Annotated in this window: 21 protein-coding genes; 8 read left to right on the forward strand and 13 right to left on the reverse strand. The window is 60.3% G+C overall.

What is annotated here, in order from left to right:
* Nucleotides 1–246 precede the first annotated feature (246 nt).
* The 11 genes from ASF98_RS05920 to ASF98_RS05970 all read right to left on the reverse strand — a co-directional run bounded on the left by ASF98_RS05920 (nucleotide 247) and on the right by ASF98_RS05970 (nucleotide 8,097).
* On the reverse strand, nucleotides 247–714 hold the full coding sequence (locus ASF98_RS05920) for an ATP/GTP-binding protein (RefSeq protein WP_156372300.1): 468 nt from the start codon (nucleotides 712–714) through the stop codon (nucleotides 247–249).
* A gap of 494 nt (nucleotides 715–1,208) precedes the next feature.
* Nucleotides 1,209–1,832, reverse strand: coding sequence for a hypothetical protein (locus ASF98_RS05925; RefSeq protein ID WP_055798848.1), 624 nt, complete (start codon nucleotides 1,830–1,832; stop codon nucleotides 1,209–1,211).
* Between the two features lie 14 nt (nucleotides 1,833–1,846).
* Complete coding sequence (locus ASF98_RS05930) at nucleotides 1,847–2,269, reverse strand: pilus assembly protein TadG-related protein (RefSeq protein WP_055799049.1); 423 nt, start codon at nucleotides 2,267–2,269, stop codon at nucleotides 1,847–1,849.
* 8 nt (nucleotides 2,270–2,277) lie between these two features.
* Nucleotides 2,278–2,700, reverse strand: a complete 423-nt coding sequence (locus tag ASF98_RS05935; protein ID WP_235505621.1) for a TadE family protein — start codon at nucleotides 2,698–2,700, stop codon at nucleotides 2,278–2,280.
* 14 nt (nucleotides 2,701–2,714) lie between these two features.
* Nucleotides 2,715–3,059 (reverse strand): TadE family protein, encoded by a 345-nt coding sequence (locus ASF98_RS05940; protein WP_055798854.1) that lies wholly within the window; start codon nucleotides 3,057–3,059, stop codon nucleotides 2,715–2,717.
* Nucleotides 3,060–3,130: 71 nt separating this feature from the next.
* Nucleotides 3,131–3,328 (reverse strand): hypothetical protein, encoded by a 198-nt coding sequence (locus ASF98_RS24400; RefSeq protein ID WP_055798858.1) that lies wholly within the window; start codon nucleotides 3,326–3,328, stop codon nucleotides 3,131–3,133.
* A gap of 64 nt (nucleotides 3,329–3,392) precedes the next feature.
* Nucleotides 3,393–4,259: a hypothetical protein gene (locus ASF98_RS05950; RefSeq protein ID WP_055798862.1), complete on the reverse strand. Its 867-nt coding sequence runs from the start codon at nucleotides 4,257–4,259 to the stop codon at nucleotides 3,393–3,395.
* Entirely contained in the window at nucleotides 4,259–5,131 is an 873-nt protein-coding gene (locus tag ASF98_RS05955; RefSeq protein WP_055798865.1) for a type II secretion system F family protein, read from the reverse strand. Before ASF98_RS05955 ends, ASF98_RS05950 begins: the two co-directional genes overlap by 1 nt.
* A complete protein-coding gene (locus ASF98_RS05960) occupies nucleotides 5,128–6,699 on the reverse strand; it encodes a CpaF family protein (protein WP_055798867.1) in 1,572 nt (523 codons plus the stop codon). The genes ASF98_RS05955 and ASF98_RS05960 overlap by 4 nt, the downstream gene beginning before the upstream one ends.
* Entirely contained in the window at nucleotides 6,696–7,529 is an 834-nt protein-coding gene (locus tag ASF98_RS05965; RefSeq protein ID WP_055798870.1) for a hypothetical protein, read from the reverse strand. The genes ASF98_RS05960 and ASF98_RS05965 overlap by 4 nt, the downstream gene beginning before the upstream one ends.
* A gap of 1 nt (nucleotide 7,530) precedes the next feature.
* Nucleotides 7,531–8,097: an SAF domain-containing protein gene (locus ASF98_RS05970; protein ID WP_055798873.1), complete on the reverse strand. Its 567-nt coding sequence runs from the start codon at nucleotides 8,095–8,097 to the stop codon at nucleotides 7,531–7,533.
* A gap of 226 nt (nucleotides 8,098–8,323) precedes the next feature.
* Between ASF98_RS05970 and ASF98_RS05975 the strand changes: the two genes are divergently transcribed.
* From ASF98_RS05975 to ASF98_RS05985, 3 genes are all read left to right on the forward strand, one after another.
* The gene (locus ASF98_RS05975) at nucleotides 8,324–8,650 is read left to right on the forward strand and encodes an ArsR/SmtB family transcription factor (protein WP_055798876.1); all 327 of its coding nucleotides are present in this window, start codon (nucleotides 8,324–8,326) and stop codon (nucleotides 8,648–8,650) included.
* Between the two features lie 682 nt (nucleotides 8,651–9,332).
* On the forward strand, nucleotides 9,333–10,274 hold the full coding sequence (locus ASF98_RS05980) for a ParA family protein (protein WP_055798880.1): 942 nt from the start codon (nucleotides 9,333–9,335) through the stop codon (nucleotides 10,272–10,274).
* Nucleotides 10,275–10,279: 5 nt separating this feature from the next.
* Entirely contained in the window at nucleotides 10,280–10,843 is a 564-nt protein-coding gene (locus ASF98_RS05985; protein WP_156372301.1) for a hypothetical protein, read from the forward strand.
* Nucleotides 10,844–10,901: 58 nt separating this feature from the next.
* On the opposite strand, the gene ASF98_RS05990 is transcribed toward ASF98_RS05985, so the two are convergent.
* Nucleotides 10,902–11,825 carry a replication protein RepA gene (locus ASF98_RS05990; RefSeq protein ID WP_055798886.1) on the reverse strand — a complete coding sequence of 308 codons (924 nt, stop codon included), beginning with the start codon at nucleotides 11,823–11,825 and terminating at the stop codon, nucleotides 10,902–10,904.
* Nucleotides 11,826–12,342: 517 nt separating this feature from the next.
* Nucleotides 12,343–13,110: a hypothetical protein gene (locus ASF98_RS05995; RefSeq protein ID WP_055798888.1), complete on the reverse strand. Its 768-nt coding sequence runs from the start codon at nucleotides 13,108–13,110 to the stop codon at nucleotides 12,343–12,345.
* Between the two features lie 549 nt (nucleotides 13,111–13,659).
* On the opposite strand from ASF98_RS05995, the gene ASF98_RS06000 reads away from it, so the two are divergent.
* Genes ASF98_RS06000 through ASF98_RS06020 form a run of 5 tightly spaced genes read left to right on the forward strand, consistent with a single transcriptional unit; the run spans nucleotide 13,660 to nucleotide 20,169 of the window.
* The gene (locus ASF98_RS06000; protein WP_055798891.1) at nucleotides 13,660–14,649 is read left to right on the forward strand and encodes a conjugal transfer protein; all 990 of its coding nucleotides are present in this window, start codon (nucleotides 13,660–13,662) and stop codon (nucleotides 14,647–14,649) included.
* Nucleotides 14,646–15,020 (forward strand): hypothetical protein, encoded by a 375-nt coding sequence (locus ASF98_RS06005; RefSeq protein WP_055798894.1) that lies wholly within the window; start codon nucleotides 14,646–14,648, stop codon nucleotides 15,018–15,020. The genes ASF98_RS06000 and ASF98_RS06005 overlap by 4 nt, the downstream gene beginning before the upstream one ends.
* 4 nt (nucleotides 15,021–15,024) lie before the next feature.
* Nucleotides 15,025–15,576, forward strand: a complete 552-nt coding sequence (locus ASF98_RS06010) for a hypothetical protein (RefSeq protein WP_055798897.1) — start codon at nucleotides 15,025–15,027, stop codon at nucleotides 15,574–15,576.
* Between the two features lie 10 nt (nucleotides 15,577–15,586).
* Nucleotides 15,587–18,124 carry an ATP-binding protein gene (locus ASF98_RS06015; protein ID WP_055798900.1) on the forward strand — a complete coding sequence of 846 codons (2,538 nt, stop codon included), beginning with the start codon at nucleotides 15,587–15,589 and terminating at the stop codon, nucleotides 18,122–18,124.
* A complete protein-coding gene (locus tag ASF98_RS06020; protein ID WP_055798903.1) occupies nucleotides 18,121–20,169 on the forward strand; it encodes a hypothetical protein in 2,049 nt (682 codons plus the stop codon). Before ASF98_RS06015 ends, ASF98_RS06020 begins: the two co-directional genes overlap by 4 nt.
* The last annotated feature ends 12 nt before the right edge of the window (nucleotides 20,170–20,181 follow it).

The raw sequence follows: 20,181 nt of genomic DNA on the forward strand, positions 1-20,181 counted from the left end.
GGCGAAGATGGAACTGCGGAACAGCCAGGGCAAGGGGGGAGTCGCAAACCCCACGACCACGCTGAGGAGAACTCCAGCGCCGAGGATCCCGGTCCCCGTCGCCCGCAACGATGGTTCCCCTTGAAAACACCAAGAACAGGCCCCCGTGGCCAGGGCAGCAAGGACGATCAGCAGGAGCGTGTAATCATTCGATTCTCCGTTCCAGGAATGAGAAGGAAGGCCCTGCGGGCGCCAGGGCCACATAACTCAGCGGTCCACGTTGACTGACTGCAGCTCCCCTATTCGTGCCTGCATCTGCCCCTGGGTCGTTGTGCCGATCGCGCCGCCGGCACCGCCTGTCGCCGTCCAGGCGACTTCCCAGTTCGACGTTGCCGTGATCGTGTAGGGCTGCGCCCCGTTGGACGGCGACATGGTCGCGTACCGATACCCGCACGTCGGGCTATCCGTGTTCCCGTTGCCCTCGAGATACACCGTGCCGGGATTCGAACAAACCACGGTCTGACCATCCCCCATGGAGTAAGCCACGTTCACCACCCGGGCGGTGGCGGTCACGGTCACTCCCCCAAGGGTCGCGGTCTTTACGTACGGGCCCCAGGCGAGAGTGTCGCCCTGGTTCTTCACCCACAGCCAAACCGGCAGTCCCACGGCACCCTTCCCGGATTCCTCAGTCGTCGAGCCGATCTCAACGCCCTTCAACTGGAACGTCTTAATCAAGGCAGCAGCGGCCTGCCCCGGGGTCAATACATTCAAACCAGGCGGCGGCGTAGCCGACCACCGCGGAGCCGACACCGTGGTTATGCAAGGTTCAGCCGCCGAAGCTGCCCGGCAAGGAGGAGGCGCACACTCGTACCAAGCACCATCCTCAGCGGCTTTGCCAGCAGGCGGCGCCGGCTGAGGATCAGCCAACCTCATGTAGCACCCACGATCAGGCTGATACGCACCCAACGCCGGATCCGAACAAGGAATCTTGTTCTCCTCCGTCTTATCCTCACCCTGCCGGTAGCAATCAGACGGGCCAGGGGTAAACCCGGTGACGGGATCAGCCGGGACAGCACTCCCACTACCGGGATTGCCAGCCGTGGGCGGGGGCTCCACAGAGCAAGCACCGCCCAAGTCACAATCTGCCATGCCTGCAGTAGAGGGACTGGCTAAAACCAACGATGTGGCCATTCCCAGGATCAGCGCCAAGGCAACGCTTACGGCTCTCTTCAGCATGCAATCACGGCTCCTGGTCTGATGATGGAGCTGACCATCCACTTACCTGCTGAGGCGTCGTAAGTGACCTCGATGTTTCGGATATGCCGAGGGGCGCTTCCCTTGTCGCCTGGGGTTCCATCGGCGTTAACCGGCTTACTCCCAGTGACGTCGTTACAGACAGTCAGACCCACGAATCCGTTCTTGATCACCGACTGCCCAGGGGGAGTCGCATCAGACGCATACGATTCAGTGACCGTGACTGAACGGCTTCCTCCAATGCTGATTCCCTGCTTTTGGACCTCCCCTGCCGATTCATGAATGTAGGTTCTGGCCTGGCCAATAGATACGGCGTCGATGCGCTCCGGCTGCTTCCCGCCATCGTTCATGATCTGGTCCGTAACCGCCCAATAGCTCTTGGTGGCAGCTGTAGCGGCAGCGATGGCCTCAGCCGAGTCCTTGGGGGGACCGATGGTCTCCGCGGCGCTCGCCGTTGGCGACGGCACTCCTTTAGATGAGGTGGTGGCCGGTGCCGGTGTGGGCTCAGGTGTTGGTTGTGTGCAGCCGGAGAGCAGAACTCCGACGACCGTAAGGGCAGCCGCGACGATAGCGGGGGCGTTCATGCTCTTCGTGTTCATAGGTTGTGTTCCTCTCATGGTCCGCTCAACAACTGCGCCGAACCGGTTCCTTTTCCTGTCAGCGTACCGACGAACATTGACAGGAACTTCGTCTTGTAGTCCTTGTGGGCGGTCACTGTGACTGTTCTCCCATTGACCTCGACATTGCCGGTGATGCCGGAAGCTGCAAGGTACTTGTTGGCCGCGTTGAGGGCCTGGCCAGCGGAGATGTTTGCCGCACCGCTGCTCGGAAGCTTGGCGCTCACTCCCCCGTTGGCGCCTGCGCGGGCGGCGCCTTGGGCGATCGTCGTTGCCTGGTCGGATGCCTGGATCTGTCCTGCGCCGTCAACAACGAGCCCGACGACAAGGATCAAGACCGGCACAAGCAGTACGAAGGCAACTGCGGCGTCTCCGCGTTCCTTGGCGAGGAGGAGCTTGGCTTTGAGGCGGTTGATCATGGCCGGCATTATTTCTGCCTGTAGGCGTCGACGGGTGAGGAGGCGGTGCTGGTCAGAGTCTTGGATCCCGGGATTCCGGGGATGCCTATGTCGCTGAGGTCGGCCTGGCAGGTTACCGTGGCGCGTACCGTTCCGATCTGTCCCAGGGGCACTCGAAGTCCGGAGGTATCGATGTCCACGTTGAGGCTGGAGCAGTCAACTCCCTGCTGGCCCATGACCCTTCGTGCAGCCTCTGAGGCGTTGGCGATGGACCCGGCTTCTGTACGGGCGAGGGAGGCATCGCGGGCCGCGGCCGCGGCCGAGCTCTCGACGACGTTACCGGCTATCGAGATCCTTCCGGCGAAGATCAGGAAACCGATGACGAGCACGAGGGCGGGTGCGATGAGGACGAAGGACACGGAGGAGCTGCCGTTCTCTCTCCTGCCGGTCAACTTACGGATCCTGTTCATCTGTTCACCCACCTTTCCGTTGGCCCTGACACGGTCTGTGTGACTTCCGGGCCGCCCCATCCGGGCACGAGGGTTGGTGCCTTCCCTGTGACTGTGACACTGACCTGGTTCACGGCGCGGCTGACCGTCACTGAGGCACCGCCGAGCGTGCTGCCCTGGTTCGAGATGACCTGGTAACCAGCGGCTTGCCCGCTTCCGGGGGTGCCGTTGTCGACTCGGGCACTGTTGTAGGCGGCCGAGGCGGCAGCGTGTGCCACATTCTGCGCCTGGTACCACATGGACCCTTGGATGATGCCGAAAAAGATCATGAGCAGCACGGGAAAGACGAGAATGAAATCCACGGAGGCATTGCCCTGCTCTCTCCCTCCGGGCCGCTGGTTTCGTGCATTCATCACAAGGTGAACCTGTTCTACTAGAGCTTCCCTACCTGCGTATTTACGTAGGCGGTCACGGCCCCCACGACGATGGCGGCGATGGCGATGATTCCGATGAGGATCAGCACCCATTCGGCGGATCCGCCACCGGCCTCTGACCGAAGGCGCAGCTTGGATGTGGCGCTGTTGCCCAGCCCCAGAATGAAGGCCTGGGCGATGAGGTAGATCTTGGTCACTGTGTGCTCCTTGATGTGTTGTTGTGTTGTCGGTTGAAGGCCCCTGATGATCCGGAACCCAGCGTTACATGATGTTGAGGATCAGAGGTGTCATAAGGACTCCGGCGAAAATGTAGGCCAGGAAAGTGATCAGGATGGTGATCCGCTCGGAGGCCTTGTTTGCCCGGGTGTGTTCGTCGTTGAGGAGTTTGACCCGCAGGCCTTGGCCGGAGGACCGAAGTGCCTCATAGACGGACGCTCCTTCGTAACCGGAGAGCCTGACAATTTTGGCTGCTTCCCCGAGTTCGGGAACTGCTATTTCCGCAGATAGGCCCAACAGTGCATCCCACGGCTGGGTGTGGTCGTAACGGGCTCGTGTGAGTTCCTGGTTGATGCGCACGAATGGCCACGAACGGCCAATGGCGGCCGCGTTTTCCAGGGCGATGGCCGGAGGCGATCCGCGGCGCCGTTCGGCGGCTACGAGTTCGAGGTAAACGGCCACGCTCCGAACGAATTCTTTTCGGGCTGCTGCTGACTTGTCTTTGAGGAAGAGGTCCGGGAGGAACCAGCCCACGGCCGCTGCAAGGACACCGAACGCGGCTGGGATTGCGAATGGTAGGATGCCGAGCATCTGGAAGTACAGGCCCATGAGGAGCATCGATGCGAATCCGCCGGCTGCGTACGTTGCCTTTGTGAAGATGAACTTGTGCGTAGTCATGCCGACGAGGGCGAGGTCTCGTTCCGGGATGCTGAATCCTGGGATTGCCGGCATCCGTTGAATCACCCAGGAGGCAACCCGCGTTTCGAGTGATCGGTGTCCCCCGTCGTTGACTGTGGTTGTGGTTCCCAGACGGTCCAGCGCTGCGCCGAGTTTCGGCCGTGAGGGCAGTGCCTGGGCGGCCAGCAAGGCAAAAGCAAGGCCGATCACTGCGCCGCCGATGAAGATCGTCATCAGGATCTCCTCCCTGTGTTTGTGAGCATCCGAGGTATGGCGGGTGGCGCGACGATCCTTTTCATGGCCAGGAGGAGCAGGGCGATAATGCCAAGCCAACCAGCGAAAATGAGCTGCCCGATTGGGGACTTGTAGGGCTCGGAGAAAGAGGACATCAAGGGGACGGCCAGCAGGAGGCCGATGGTCAAGCCGGTGACTACCCGTGCATTCCACCGGGGTTTGGCGCGATCGGACGTAACCTGCCGGCGGACTTTCACCTCTTCAAACACGGTTTGGGCGAGGTCGTTGAGCGCGTTTACGAGACCCTGTCCTCGTTCCTTCGTGGCCAGCATCAGGTTCATGACCACCAGGTCCCCGGTGGGGTCGTTCAGGTCGTCGGCGAAGGCCTGCAGCGCGTCCATAGTGGGCCAGCGCGCTTCCAGGCGCGCGACGAGCCTTGACACTTCCGGGTAGATCTCCGGTTGCGCATTCGACAAGGACGATGTCAGGGCACGTTCCAGCGGTGTGCCGGTGACGATCAGACCAGACAGGCTCCTGGTCCAGGTCTCGATGGCTGAGAGCTTGTCTGTCTGCGACTTTTCTCCCTGGTCCGAGAAGATGGCCCGCAGGCCCAGCATCGCCAAGGGGATGGCAGCAATGAAGATCATCCACCCGGTCGCGGACCAGAATAGGAGGCCGGCAAGAATTCCGGCGACCAATAGGATCTGCGTGCGGAAGGAAAATCCTGCGCGCATGGCCTGTAGCCGGACCTGGAAGCGGTTGGGAGCCTTTGCCGCGGCGTTTTCCGGTGATGGAACCAAGGTTAGGAAAGCGGCGAATATCCCACCCAGGGCGAGGACAACACCGAGTGATGTCAGGATGGCCGGTGTCATTGAACCCCTCCCTGGAAGCGGCTTTCATCAAGGCCGGCACGGATCAGGTCCTGGCGGAGTCGCTCTCGGGAAGGCATCCGGACGAACCGCGCCTGCTGCTGGCCCTGTTCAAAACGGAAGACATCCTGGGTCGACACGCCTCGTTCACCTTCGGCCGGCATGACTTCACTAATGTGCGTCACCCGCCGGACGGTCTTGCCTGTAGGGTCTTCGACCTTGGCCATCTGGATGACAAAGTCAATGTGCCGGCCCAGCTGCTCCATCATGTACGACTTCCCGTAACGTTCGATGCCAAGGCCGGCCAGACGGTCGATGCAGTCATCTGGCCCGTCCGCGTGGGTGGTGCTCATGGTTCCGGCGCCAGTCTGCATCGCATGGATCATGGACACGATCTCCGGGCCGCGGACCTCACCGACCATGATTCGCCGTGAATTCAGACGTAGGGCTTTTTCCATGCACTTTTCTAGCGTGTACTCCCCCGGGGAGTGACCGTAGGCATCCCGTTCTCCGGTGCCCGGGCGGTATTGCAGCGCGAAGGGCGGGACGACTCGTCCGTGCAGCTTCTTCAGGTGCAGCTCGCGTTCTTTCTCAATGGTGACGATCTGCTCCATCGGCCCGATTTTCCCCGCCATGGCACGCATAAGAGTTGTCTTCCCGTCGCCGCCCTCGCCACAGATGACGAATGTCTTCTTGGCTTTGACGCCGGTCTCGAGGAAGTGCGCCTGGTCCGCGGTCAGAGTGCCGAATTCAACGAGCTGCTCGAGCGTGATGTTGATGTACCTGTGGATGCGCAGAACAGCTGAAGGCCTCTCCGTGATCGGCTTGGCCACGGCTGCGAGGCGAACGTATCCGAGAAGATCCATGTCCAGATCCGGGTGGGCCGAGGAAAAGGATCGGGCTTCCTCACCGTTGCGGTTGGCGAAGAACTGGAGATCCTCCATGAGCTGTTCATCTGACGACGCGACCGGCGGTTTTTGCACCATTGTCCCGTCGCTGTATTCGGCGAAAACCAGGTCATGGCCATGGATGTGGATATTTTCCACACCGTCATCGTCAATCAGTTCCTGATAACGGCCCAGGCGGAACATCTGGTCGAAGGTGGCTTTGCTGATCTGCTGGCGGTAGACGTCGGACCAGACGTTCCGCTGCCCGTCAGAGCGCATCTGCTCTGCAACGTGCTCGTTGACGACGTCGATGATGTGCTGGCGGCCCATCTCCTCACGAGCGGCGTCGGACAGCCCGTGCCGACCCTCGAGCGATTGGACTTGCCGGTCTACTGCTTTCCGTCGCAGGTCTGCCACCGCAAGCCAGAAGTCTTCGTCGCTGATCGACGGTGTGCTGATGTCGCGGACCTCGTCCTCGAAAGCCGCCACACGGCGGTTGATTTCGTCGACGGGGATCTCGCTTGCCGGTGCCTGTGGTGACTTGCGGGCCAGATGGGCACGGGCGGCCGTCGGTACTGCAAAGGATCCTCGGGACGCGACTGCTTCGTCCGTGTCGTCTGAGCGGAAGAACGGGAGTGCTGCCGGGTCGAAGCTGTGACCCTGGGTGTCGTCGTGGCTGTTCATGGGCGCGATTCCTCCTGGATGTGAACGGGGCGCTTCCCCAGTCGCTGTGCCCTTTCACGGATCTGTGCATCAGCTGCGGCCGCGAGGGCAGTCAGCCCTGACAGGATCTCTGAGCGCTTGAACGTTCGCGGCCGCGGCTCACCTTGCGAAAAGACCGCTGCGTTGCTTGGGTCCCAGCCGATCCTGCCAACGGCAGGAGTATTCAGGTTCTTCTCGATATCCCCGGCGCCGTAGTTGCCGGCGACGCTCTTCATCAGCACGAGTCCGAGGTAATCCTCATGTCCAACGCGGGAGAGTACTTCACGGATCGATGCAAGCGGGGCAACGAGGGCGGCGAGGTCCGGCAATACGGGACGGGCCAGAACCAGTGCGGCGTCCGCCATCTGAAGCAGCGGTGTTCGACCGTCCCCTGGCGTGTAGCGACCGCCGTCGATGATGACGTCGACGCCGCTATCGGCTTGGGCGGACAGCACGACGGCCAGATCGGACCACAAACCGGTCATGTTCTGCGCTGCCACGGTATTGGAGATCGCGGACAACAGGTACTTACCGGAGGCGGGGTCTGCTTTCTGCAGATCAGCGGCTAACGGCACCAGTTGGTCCCAGAGCGCTTCGTTGGTCAGTCCGTGGCGTTGGGTCTGTACGGCGAGCTGCAGCAGGCCACGGCTGTTGTCGAGCTGGCCCTGCATGTATCCGGGGATGATGCTGCTCGGTTTGGAGGAGTCGGCTTCCACGACGATCACGGGGCGAGGCCAGACCTCGGCGAGACCGACGGCTGTTGTGGTGACTCCCGGGGATCCGGCAACGCTGCAGAGAAAAATCGTTGCCATGCTACTTCTCCGTCAGAGGATCAAGGATCAGGCCTGCATTACCGGCCGCGGACCAGGCCACGACGTCCTGCGCGTCTGCTGTTGCGACGATTACGTCGACGATGGTTAGTCCCTTCACGTCGTCGAACTTCGTCGAGTCGACCACGCCGGCTACGGGTGTTGTCTTCTGATCGAGCTGGCCGCCCTGGGTGGGAGTTCGCAGGATCCTCACCTTGTCTCCGGCCTGCAGCGGACGTGAGGGGATCTGTGCGCTGGTCAGTCCGACTCCTACAACAGAGGTGCCCTGGGTGATTCCGAGGTTCGACCCGATGTTGTGTGTGGTGATAAGCGAGCCTTTTGGTAGGTCGACGATGGCTTTCTGGCCGATGACGGTCGAGGATTGCTCGGCAGGCACAGCGCCGTTGCCGGCGCCTGCGGCGATGTTGATGGTAGTGAGGGCTCCTGGTGTGATCTCCTGTCCACGTTGAAGGCCGTCCTTGACGATGAGCACCGTCTGTTGGCCGTTGCCGGACATACCGAAGTAGGTGATCAGCCCGCCCACCAAGGCGAGGGCGATACAGAGGGCCACGAGGGCAGGCTTTCTACGGGCTAGCCGGGATGGGGCTTTGAATCCCCTGGGCTCAGCAGGTTCATTTGCGCCACCGCTGGACTTGCGGGTTGCTCGTGTACTGATGGTGCTCACGGGAGCGCCTCCCTTGTTTGGCGTGCTCATGTCTAGTCAATGGGGTAATCTGAACACACGCTAACTCATCAAGTCAAATAGTGAGTTGGCAGTGTGGGCGTTTGGATACGGCATGATGGAGGGCGTGGTTAAAGTGGTCAATGCGGGACTCGGTGAGCCCATAGAAGCTGCCATCGCTGTCTTCGGAACAACGACGCGGGTGGGGATTCTCCGGTATCTGCTCAAGGATGGGCCCGCACAGACCGGGACCATAGCCACCGACCTCGCCTTGACTCGCTCAACCGTTGCCGCAGCCGTAGTGGCCCTGGAGCAACTTGGTGCCATCATTGGGGATTCGCCTGTAGAGCAGCGCCATGGGAAGCGTGTCATGTATAGGGCTGACAGAGTTCGCATTGAGGAACTGCTCAACGCGTTGCGTGGCGCATTGGATTTCACCTAGGACCACCTCCCCCAATTAGCGGGGCAGGTCCGGATAAGCGCAATCAACCCAAGAAGAGTTCCCGACGCAGCCCCACCCCTAAGGCATTGCGTCCTATCAATATTGACACTCGAATGGACGAACTGATGTCGGACGATGTGTAGATGATCGGCACCACATCCGAGGCCAACTCCGGAGAATGAATTCCTGGTCCGGCACGGTAAGCGCCACCCTCCGCTTGATTGGTCCATCCTTGTCCCCGCCCCCGCCCCCCCCCTTTTGCACCCGACACGAATTCGTGTCGTTATTGAGTGAAGGTGGCGCGGCGCTGCATTTTGCAACTGCCTAAGGTAAGGCGTGAACTCAGGCCATATTTCCTACGTGAAGCCAAGTTGTAAGACGTACATTCCTTCCGACGTGATGCCATACTTGATTTCTTGCTGGTATTCATATTGATTCCAGTGTTGTAGGGCACGCGTGTTCGCATATTTGGTGCAACGTGGGATTGCGAATTGAATAAGCAATGGTGACTCCCATGTGACATCACGCTTTCCTTGCAACAGGAAGCCACGCCAGACGCCCTATATGAACATCAATGTGACGGGCCATGGGCGTGCCTGCGCGGATCATTGCAATATGGCTCGTAGAATCGCCTACACGATTGTCAGCAGTGCTTCGTGCACAACCAGCAGTAGGAGTTCCCATGTCCAACACACTTTCAAAGGCTGTTAAGGCCGGGTCCAGGGGTTCGGCCAGCTACCTCGACCGGGTGCTCGTTCTGGCCAGCGCCAAGGGCGGCGTCGGTAAGACGTCCATTGCCGCAAACGTCGCAGGCAAGGCCGCCGGAGACCTCCGTGTCCTCGTCATCGACCTGGATCCCAGGGGCAGCCTCCACCGCGATCTTGGATACCCGAAACAGGACGGCACGGCCCTTTTCAACGCACTCGTCCAGCTCACGCCGCTGCCCATCCTCGCCAATGTCCGCCCTAATCTCGATGTCGTCCCTGGCGGCGCTGCGATGCAGGACATTTCAGGCATGCTGCTCGTCCGACAGATGTCCAATCCAGAGTCAGGCGAGTTTGCTGATCTCCTTTATGCCGGCCTGGCACCGATCGCTGAGGACTATGACCTCATCATCATCGACACTTCCCCCGGTGAGGCGACCATCGTCCAGGGCGCCTTTACGGTGGCTTCTGCGGTTGTCATCCCTTCCAAGTCCGATGGGGGCTCGACTGATGCAGTGGAGGGCGTGGCTGATCGCTTCAAAGCGGTACGGGAGAGGAATCCACGTCTGGCTGTGGCCGGAGCGGTTCTTTTCGATGTCGGATCCACCAGCAGGAAGATCGAGCGCAATCTGCGGAACGAGCTATCCGATCTCCTTGAGACCGCGGCTCCGGTGTTCACGACCCGGATCAGGCATTCCGAGGGCGCTGCCCGCGATGCCCGGGAACACGGACGTTTGATCCATGAGCTCGATGGAGAAGTGGAGCAGGCGAACAAACTGAGGTTTGCCGATTTCAAACGGGGGATCCAGCACCAGCCTAAGTTCCACACTTCCAATGCCTCCGGACTGGCTGCGGATTACGAGAACTTGACGCAGGAAATCCTCATCCGGATCAGCGAACTCGAAGCAGAGGGAGAGTAACCGACATGCCTGAAACCCGCAAAGGCTTCGGGGACGTCTTTAGCCCCACCAAGCCACCAGCATCAGACAAATCACAGCTCCTGAAACCGCGTGTCAGGCGCGAGACTGGACCGGCACTTCGTGTGGCAGAGGATCCAGCGCCGTCGCCGTCACTCGAGGTAGCGGCAGTTGTTGCAGTTGAGCCGGCTGCCATCTCGGAGAGTGTTTCGGGGCGCATTGACAGCAAGGGCGTCTACCTTCCGCCCGGGCTGCTGAAGCTAGTCAAAAGCCGAATCCACGCTCACAAGATGGATGACGAAGACAAGACCTACACGGACCTACTGATCGATGCCTTCGAATCGATCGATTTTGACGACGTCACGAAGCATTTCCGGCCCGAGCTCAACATCAGCTCATCCGGTATCCACCGGAGAGTAAGGCGGAAGCGGGGAACCGCTGGCATACAGATCCAGCTGCGGTTGGACAAGGGTCAGGAACGTTGGATCGATGCTAAAGCGAAGGAGACTGGCGCTCCGTCTCGAAGCGCGTTCGTCAGCTACGTCTTTGAGCTGTTCCTCGGTCCCTCCTAAACCCACGAAAAAAGGGGGGGAAGGAGCACACCATCGTGTGTCCTTCCCCTTTTTTGCATTAGATGGCCCGCAGTTTCCTGTCCGGGATGTGAGCGGGGGAGGGCATCAGTCGCAGCCCGGAACCAAGCACAAGGGTTTTGGCCTGTGGGTAGAGGACCAGGACTTCCCTGAAGTTTTTCTCGAAAGCTGCTTTGAATTGCCTCCGGACTTTGTAGTCAGCGCCGAACTGGCCAGCCAGCTGGGCCCAGGAGACGGTTGTGGGGCGTTCCAGGTACTTGAGGCGATAGACCAGCCATGCGTAGAGGTCAAGGCGCATGGGGGAGCCGGAGAGGGCTCTGAGTGCCTCTGGTCGGAGGGGGACCGGGGCTTCAAGCACTGACCGGTAGAAATCCTCCGACAAGGTGATGGTGGAGCCAAGGATGTCATCGGGGGCCTTGGTGGTGTCCTTGGAGAACCACAGCTCGTATCTGCTGGCCACATTGAAGTTCACGCCGGCGAGTCCCCAACGATCGCCGCGATCGCGCAGGTCTTCGATGTTCATGTTGGCCACTGCCAGTCGGTGAAGCTGGTCAAGAACCCGTGAAGATGAGGCGCCTGAGGAGTTCATTCCCAATCCACGGAGGAACGTAGCCAGGGATCGGCCGAGGTGGAGATGCCGGCTTTGGGTTCTCACGGCCTCCGTGGTCATCCAGGTCATGAGGTATCGCGGGATCACTCCGAACGGATAGACCGGTCGTCGAGATCCGTCGCGGGCTGTCGCCATTCCCGGAGTGATGCTGAGTGTGATCGAGTTGTTTCGGCGGATCCATTCGGGAACGTTGCCTGGGTCCCGGTACGGCAATGACAACTGAGCCCACAGCCGTGCGGAGTAGTTCAGTGAGGCAGCGCCGTCGGGGGAGAGTTCAAGTGCGGATCCGACATTGAGCAGCTGTAATTGCCTGCTGCTGATCAGCCGAGCGGGATCTTCCGCGGCGGTTGTCATGGGGTCCTTTCTGATGCGGTCATTCCTCGTAGGCAGGTGGGCTGCGGTCGCTTATTGCCATGCGGCGTGTGCCTGAGTGGAAGCCGTGGATGGAGGAAGTTATCCACGTGCATCTTGTGACGGGGCTCTCGGGGCATTTTCTGGGCTTCCCGAAAGTGTCGTTTTTAGGTGTTTCCCCAGGTCAGGCCACGTGCATCTTGTGGCGGTTTGTTGTTCTGCAATGAACAAAAGCCAGAGTTATCCGCGTGCATCTTGTGACGGTGTGGCGCGTGCATCTTGTGACGGGCATGAGCCGCCTTGCCGCGCCAGCACAGGGAAGTAGAGGGGTCCCCATATAGAGTTAAAAAACATGTAGCTCTCCATGTAGTGGTCTGGCAAAGGCTGTGGATTTGGGGAAACTCGCAGAATCGAGCCTTTCAAGGCCCAATTCCCTCCCTGCGCATCGCTTCAGGGCCCCAGTGGTTCCTAGTGCTCAAAGCCGACCAGGACCCTCCCGTGTGATCCTTGCTTGATGCAGTCACAGGCATCCGCGTTCGAGGTTGTTTGCAGCCAGGGCGGCGCGGAGTTTGGCCTTGATGAGGCCGGCATAGGTCGTCAGGCTGTAGCGTCCGAGGCCGAGCTCTTCGGCGAGTGCATATTTCTCCTCGCGGGTGGAGACTGTGAACCTTCCGAGCAGCTTGGCTTCTTCCGCCGTGAGCGTTCCGGTTTCGGTGGCCCAGATGATGACCTTGAGGAGTTCTTCAAGGGGAGTGGCGGAGTGGATGACGTGTTCGTCGGTTTCCTTCTCCGCTGTGATGATCCGGTCCAGGGCAGAGTCTTCGCGGGCTTCGGGGAGATTGGCCGGGGCGGGGTGGGTGGTGGTGATGATCTGCAGGGCGTTCAGCGCCAGCGTGCCGACAACTTTCTGTGTCTGGTGCATCGGGAATGTCCTGATGGCCTCCCACATGGCGCCTACGGCTACGCACATGGCGTCCGGGGCGGGCAGCACGAGAAGGCCGCGGCAATTGCGGCTGAGGTTTACGGCTTTGGCCAGCATGGCCTGGAGCAGTACGCGTTCGGCCGCTTTGTTGCCTGAGTGGACTTCGGAGAGCATCCCCCAGTAGATCCGGTCACGGTCCTGGCTACCGGCTTCAAGCAGGGTCGACAGAGCTTCAGCGCCGGTCAAGTGTCCGAAGCTTCCGTAGTTGCTGCGGAAGGGTGCGATGACGGTGTCCCATTCGTGGTTCATTTGTCCGATGAGGCCAATGGTCCGCCGGGCTCGTGTTGTCGTTTCGCTGGTGTGCATGACGTCTCCTGAAGAGGGATGGGGGTGGATACCCACCACGCTCCTCAGCGGCTCTGGACAAGTTTCTGGATCAGTTCTGAGCAAACGGTGACCCACGGGGCGTAAGCACCGCGTCTGGGCTTCTGGATATTGCAGCGTTTCCGCAGGTCAGGGGCTCCTTTGTGGGGTCTGGAACGGAGGCCATAAAAGAATCCGGGAAAAGTTCTGGCAAAGCAGTTGATCCAGCCACCTACATGCAGTGACCGCCCCTACCGCTTAGGGGAAACCATCTGACTTCCACCCAGGAGGAGCTTCAATGGGCGCTGAAATGCAGGGTTCACACCCGCTGCCAGAGGCCGTTTCCGATGAGCATCTCGCCGGGTTCATTGGTGATGCCGCTGCCGCCATCAGTGCCGAAGACAAGATGATCCAAGGAATCGCGGACCTTCTTGAACATCCCTTTGATGCCTCACGGCAGAGTCAGCTGGCGGACCTTCTGACGTCACCGGCATTGGCAGCTGCCAATCAGGCCGCCGCCCGGATCTCGGCCCCAGACCCAGGAGGCAGTCGATGAAGACTCCTTGGACGAAGGACGAAGAGAATGTCGAACCCGTGGATTCCGTTGAGGCGGCAAGTGTTGCCGGCACGATGACCAAGGTTCATTCACTTAGTTCAAAGGCTCTTGTCACTGGTTTCTACGTGATTATTGCGCTGACCGTGATGGTTTCGTTTACGGCCCTTGCCCTGGCGGTAATGAAGGAAGTTCCATCTGAGGCAGCAACGACGTCTGGATTCGAAAGTCGGGTGGACGATGGTGCCGGTGCCTACGCAGAAGCATTCGTGGCGTCCTGGTTGTCGGCATCAAGCAACGATCACGCTGCCCTGGATACTTACCTGGACTCCTCGGGTACCGGTTCTCTTCCCAAGACGGGCTGGCTCTACCGCGATATCGCCGTGTCCGGGACAGAAAGACCCGAAGGATCCACGTTGGCAGCAGTCACTGTTGCGGCCAATGTCAAAGAGACCAAGACGATTGATGGCAAGCCCGTTGAAACGTGGCCGCGCCGCTACTTCCGCGCCGTGATCAACACCGACGATGGACTCAGCCCCGTAGGGCTACCCGCGCCAGTCTCTGCGCCCGCCCCCGCAGGCTCAAATGTCACTCTTCGCTACCCCGAATCCATATCGACAAATTCGGAGGTTGCCACGACTGCTACCTCGTTCCTCTCGGCCTATGCCACCGGCGCCGGGGGCCTCGACAGGTACACCACCCCAGGAAACACAATTACGCCCATCTCTCCAGTCCCATTCACCACGGCAACAATCCGCTCCCTGAACGCAGACAAGGTACCTTCCTCCGCTCCGAAGGATGGTGAAACTCTCAACATCCTCGCAGCGGTGGGATTCGAAACTGACCAGGACCAAGGCAGCTCCTCCACCTATGCCATGGCACTGACCGCCCGAGCCGGGCGGTGGGAAGTCAGCTCCCTCAGCCCCGTACCCCAAGTTGAAAAATCCACATCACCAACCGCAATACCTACAGAAAGGCCCGCACCATGACGCTCGACATTCAGCTTTCCCTTGACCTTCTGGGGACCGCCTCAGATCTCCATTCGGCCACGTACATGCACGCACCAACGGGGGTTATCGACACCGCAAATCAGAAAATCACGGACCTGACGAACCTGCTCAAACTGGCTGCCGGCGGAGTCTCGGTCGCTGCTGTGTTCGTTATTGCGATCCTCAAAAAATTCAAGGTGACAGGCATCATCCTGGGCATCGTGGCCGGCGGACTCTTCGCCTGGGGCGTCTTCAGCGGCATCGGCTGGTGGGAAGGACAGATGAAAGGCGAGCTGTCCGCATCAGGACCGGACCAAGGCATCGACCTTCCCCTCGACACCGTTTCGCCTGGCTACCTGACAGTGGAGTAAAGCCGTGTCCTCCACCGACATCACCGAAGTAGGGCGGTTCTATACCCGTGCCCGCAAGGTCAAAAAGATGCTTGGCAAACTCCATGACGGATCCAAGATCCCCGGCGGCCCCTACACGCTGACACAGGGTGCTGCCGGGGTTTTTGCGGGATTTCTGGCGCTCAACACCAACGGGCTCTGGACGACACGAATGTCCATTGCGGACATCGTCCTTGGCGTCCTTGCGATGTGGGGAGTGGCCTGGGCTGTGGGTCGGCTTCCCTCGACAAATCGCAACCCGGCACTTGTCCTGGTCGACGCCTCCGGAGCCGTCTTCAAGCCGGCCATGGGCCGCTACCGGGGCGCGCCGCTGGAGATCCGGAAACCCGGCCCACGTCCCGCCAGCTGCTCGCGTACGGCGTGGACAACCGTCCGAAACGTTGCAAAACCTGATCCGATCCCACCTACCTCAGTAGAGCCCGCAGCCACGACTGCCATCGAGACACCCAAACCGGACAGCCTGCAGCTGTCCGGATCCGCCGTTCAACGACTGCTGGCACAGGTGAACACCAAGTAGGAGGAACTGCATGCACCGCATCCCATTCACGTCCCTGGCCGACAACCTGATGTGGACCAATCACGGCGTGATCTGGGCAATGTGGCGCCTCAGCCCCCTTGCCTACGGGTACGGCAAAGACGAGTCAAAAATGCTCGTAAAAGCCGTACACCAAGCCATGTTCCAATCCCTCACCGGCGAATCGCTGCTTTTAGGACTCAGCGCCAACCTCGATCCCGCTGTCGTCATCGAACAAATGATGGACGGCGTGCCAATGGACCGCTGCCCCGAATACCTCACCGAAGTTGAACTAAACCTTCTCGAGCTCGAACACAGCCCCATGGGCACCCGCGCATTCTGGCTGGCAGCCCCCATCGCGGATCTGGGCCTCAAACAAACGATCGCGACGAGACTGCACGCCGCAGACGCTACGCTCCGCAACCAGCTGGCGCTTCCACGACGGGTGCCCGGGCACAAGGAAATCGTGCACGCCCTCGCCGCGGCGCAGCAGATCGCGAACGCCATTCCCCGTGAATTCCATGCGCAGCCGGCAACACCTGAGGAACTTAACTGGATCAATGACCATATGCAGCGTCGCGGCTTAAGCCTCGACGTCGCCGTTCCGGAGCCTAAATCAGCAGAGAAATCCACCCACATAGTGTCTGGATCGCTGCTCTCCGAACCGTGGATCGATGAAGGCGGGCAATCAGACCAGACCAGCGCCGCAACCCGGTTGATGCCTTTCAAGCGCCGGTACGTAAAAGTCGGTCACGTCGAAAGCGAGACCGACTCCTACCAGGTGCTTCTCGCGATGACAGGCACACCCCAGGGCGGATTCATGTTCCCCGGCGTTGAGTTCATCAAGACCATCGACGACCTTCCCGTTGACGCCGACTTTGGAATCCGCATGACGATCCAGAAGGCAGAGAGAGCCAAGCAGCGCAACGCCCGGGCTGAGTCCACTCTCAACGACCAGTACGACCAGCAAAGCGGGCAGAGCAACCCAATTACCGGCAGCACCAATGATCTGGACGATATCGCCCGGATCCTCGGTGAATACCAAGCCTCACTCAACCAATCCGAAAGCGAAGTCGAAGTCCAAGCAACAACGATCATCGCCGTCGGCGCGGACAACCCTGGCGATGCCAAGGCAAAGGCCAAATTCATCACAGATTTCTACAAGCGGAAAGAATTCAAATTCGAAGCCCCGCTGGGCGGCCAGGAAGAACTGTGGTGGGCGATGCTCCCGGGGATCCCCGCTTCAAGACTGGTCAACGAACTCGCCCAGATCACCACCGGACGCGAATTCGCCATGGGTGTGCCCGTCGTCTCAAACGCAGTGGGGGAAGCCAACGGCTTCCTGCTCGGCTACAACATTTCCTCCGGCCGCCGGTCTCCGGTACTGATGAACATAGGCGGCAACATGGAGCGGGATATCTCCGGTTCATTTGGTGCCACGGGGGAGAACGGCTCCGGCAAGTCGACGTTCCTCAAGACAGTGGCAGGGCACACCTTCGACCGTGATGGCCTCCTGGTTGTCATCGACCGCTCCGACAATCAGGAGTGGGCCACCTTCGCCCGGTCCCTGAATCAGGACCGGACATCCGTCGTCGACCTCATGGAGCCCAAGTACTCCCTGGATCCGCTGCGCATGTTCGGCCCAAGGATCGGATCGAGGATGGTCAAATCCCTCTTTGCGGTGCTGTTTGGCATCGAGACCATGAGCGATGACGGATCTATCGTCGGGTCGATCCTTGATCCCCAATATACGGTCCAGCATGGGCTGTCCTCGCTCCCGAAACTCATGGCTCACATGCAGGGCAGCACGGGCATCCCCGCCGGAAATAAAGACGTCTGCCAGCGGATGGCCAGGCGGCTCAACAACATCTCCAGCATCGACCTGGGCGAGGTTCTGTTCAACGAAGATCTGCCCGTCCTCTCCATGGATTCACAAGCCGTCGTGTTCTGCACGCACGGTTTGGACATGCCCTCGAAGGACGAGCTCTTCAACGAGTCCCTGAAGAAAGAGCTGAGCCTGGAGAAAATATTCGGCCGCGCCATGTATGCGCTTCTGGCCGGCATAGGAAAGACCATCTGCTTCGCCGATGATTCACGCGAGGCCCTGATGATCGTCGACGAATGCCACCACATGACCGGATCCCCGGAAGGGGAACGAGAACTAGTGGATTTCATCCGCTATGGCCGTAAGCACAAGGCCGCGCTCGGATTGGGCAGCCACGACGCAACACACGACTTCGGATCAGAGGTGCTTCGCGGGCTGATACCGCAACGTTTCGTATTCAGGAACCGTGATGAACAGCTGGCCAGAAACAACCTCAAATGGTTTGCCTCGATGGACACCGACGAATGGGTCGAAACGGTGACCAAACACCTCTCACCCCAAGGGGCCGCAGGCGTGCCACGCGAACGCCGCGGTGAATGCCTCATGCGCGACGCCCAGAACCGGATCGCCACCATCAAGGTACAGGTGCCCCGAGAATCTCATCGGGCCAAGGCTGTCTTGACGACACCGCCGAAGGTCAGCCGTCGTGAGGAGCTCGTTTCATGACCCGGTCGCCGTTCCAGGCACTGCTTCGCCGCCCAGCCGTGTTCCGGGTAAGTCTCTTCGCCCTGATCGGCGCAGAGATCCGGTTCTGGCTCTATCAGCATCCTGCGCTTCGCCGCACCGCCAGTGTGTTCTTCCTTTGGTTTGTCCTCCTTTATGCAGGCGCTACAGCAGCCTTCGCCGCCGACGGCACAGGACAAACATCGGGTTTGTTTATACCCACCACGGGAATCCACGACACCCACGGCATCGGGATCGAGAAGTACATGTCCCTTCCTCTGGACCGCGGCGACGTTTGGACGCCGCAAAAGATGTGGGTGACCTCCATGCTGGACATCCTCTGGGTGGGCCACATCTTCTATGTGGCGGTGCTCTTTGCCCTCGTGAAGTTCCTGTTGGCCTTTGAATGGGTGGACTTCATCGCCACGCCACTCAATGGCATCGCCGTCTCCTTCCAAGCCGTCGTGACCCAGTTCCACTGGATTCCATTCGCACTCATGGTGACAGCGTTCGCCGCAGGCATTTACATGCTTCGCGGCAAATTCTCATCAGGACTGATCGAATGCGTGATGGCCGTCTTCATCGCCATCGCCGCCACCGGCGTCCTGGCCAACCCCGTCGCCACGATCACGGGCCCGGAAGGATTCCTTAACAGTGCCAAGACTTGGGGCGGGGAGATCGCCGTCGCCATCACCACAGACCCCGGCACGAGGCCGGACGCCGCGATGTCCGCTGATAAAGTGCTGGCCGAGAACGTCATTGCCCAGCTGGTGGATACCTATGTGCGCATCCCAGCCCAGACCGTGACTTTCGGTCATGTCCTGACCGGTGATTGCGACAAGGTGTTCGACAAGAACTTCGGTGAACGCAACCCAGTCAATGTTGCAGAAACCAATGTTCGCGACAGGGTCGGTGCATGCGACAAGGATGCCAAGGAATACGTCCAGTCCCCAGTGATCACCAAAGTTGGGGTGATGGCCCATATCCAACTCGGCAGCTTCTTCATGACCGTACTGATCTACGGGCTGTCTTTCTACATAATCAGCTCAGTCTTCTCGTCGCTGTGGAACGGTCTCAAGGCTATGTTCATGTCGCTGGTGGCGGTACTGCCAGCCACCTCGCGGACAGGCCTCTGGCGGGCCATTATCGGCATGTATTCAGCCTGTGTCATGGTCATCGGCGCGTTGGTCCTCTTGGCCGGCTACCTGAAAGTCCTAGTCTCCATCACCGCCGTCACGAGCCGTTTCGGCATCGTCCTCCAGATGTCATTCGTCAACATCTCCGTCCTGATATTCCTCGTCGCCCTCTGGAGAATGCACCGAAAAGCCAAAGAGTCAGGTGAGACCCTTGCCCAGCGACTGGGCAAGCTCGGCATAGGCAACGCGGCCGACCAGCCCAAGAGCCAACCGATTCGCAAGCTCGCCGAGCGGGCAGAGCCCTGGGTCCGTGATGCCTGGCGCGATGCCCGCCTGACCAAAGCCTTTAAGACACGTTCCCAGCCGCAGCGTGGATTCCCGTCCCCGGTCTCCATGCCAAATCAGTCTGCTTTCACAGACCTTGGTGAACGTTTCACGACCAAGAGCCCTGCTCTGGCCCTCGGTTCGCGCGTCCTGCCTGCACTGACATCCGGTAGAGGCCCCGGCCCGGATGTCGACCCGGGCAGCCCTGCACCAGGACCCGGGGGAGGGGACAACAGCCCTGAGTCCGGCGGATCCACCGCGGCCAAAGTAGCGTCAGGCCTCAACCTCGTCGGCACTGCAGCCCAGTTCATTCCGCATCCTTCAGGCAAGGCGGTCGCGACTGCCGCCAAGATCGGATCTGCCGCGGCGCAGGCCAAGGCGGCTTCAGCTCCAGCACCCCATCCACAACCCACGGCACCCCAGCGCATCACCGTGGATTCCCGAGGCCGAGGCTCTGTAGCGCGGCCGCTGGAAGGCACCATCATCGACGCGCCGCCGCCAGCACCGCCGGCAGCCCGAAGCATCCGTAATGCTGAGCTGACCGAAAAGCTCGCCACGCTTCGCTCAGCGGCGGTCATTAGAAAGTGAGGAGGCGAGCCC

The organism is Arthrobacter sp. Leaf337 (assembly GCF_001423745.1).
GTDB lineage: Bacteria > Actinomycetota > Actinomycetes > Actinomycetales > Micrococcaceae > Arthrobacter.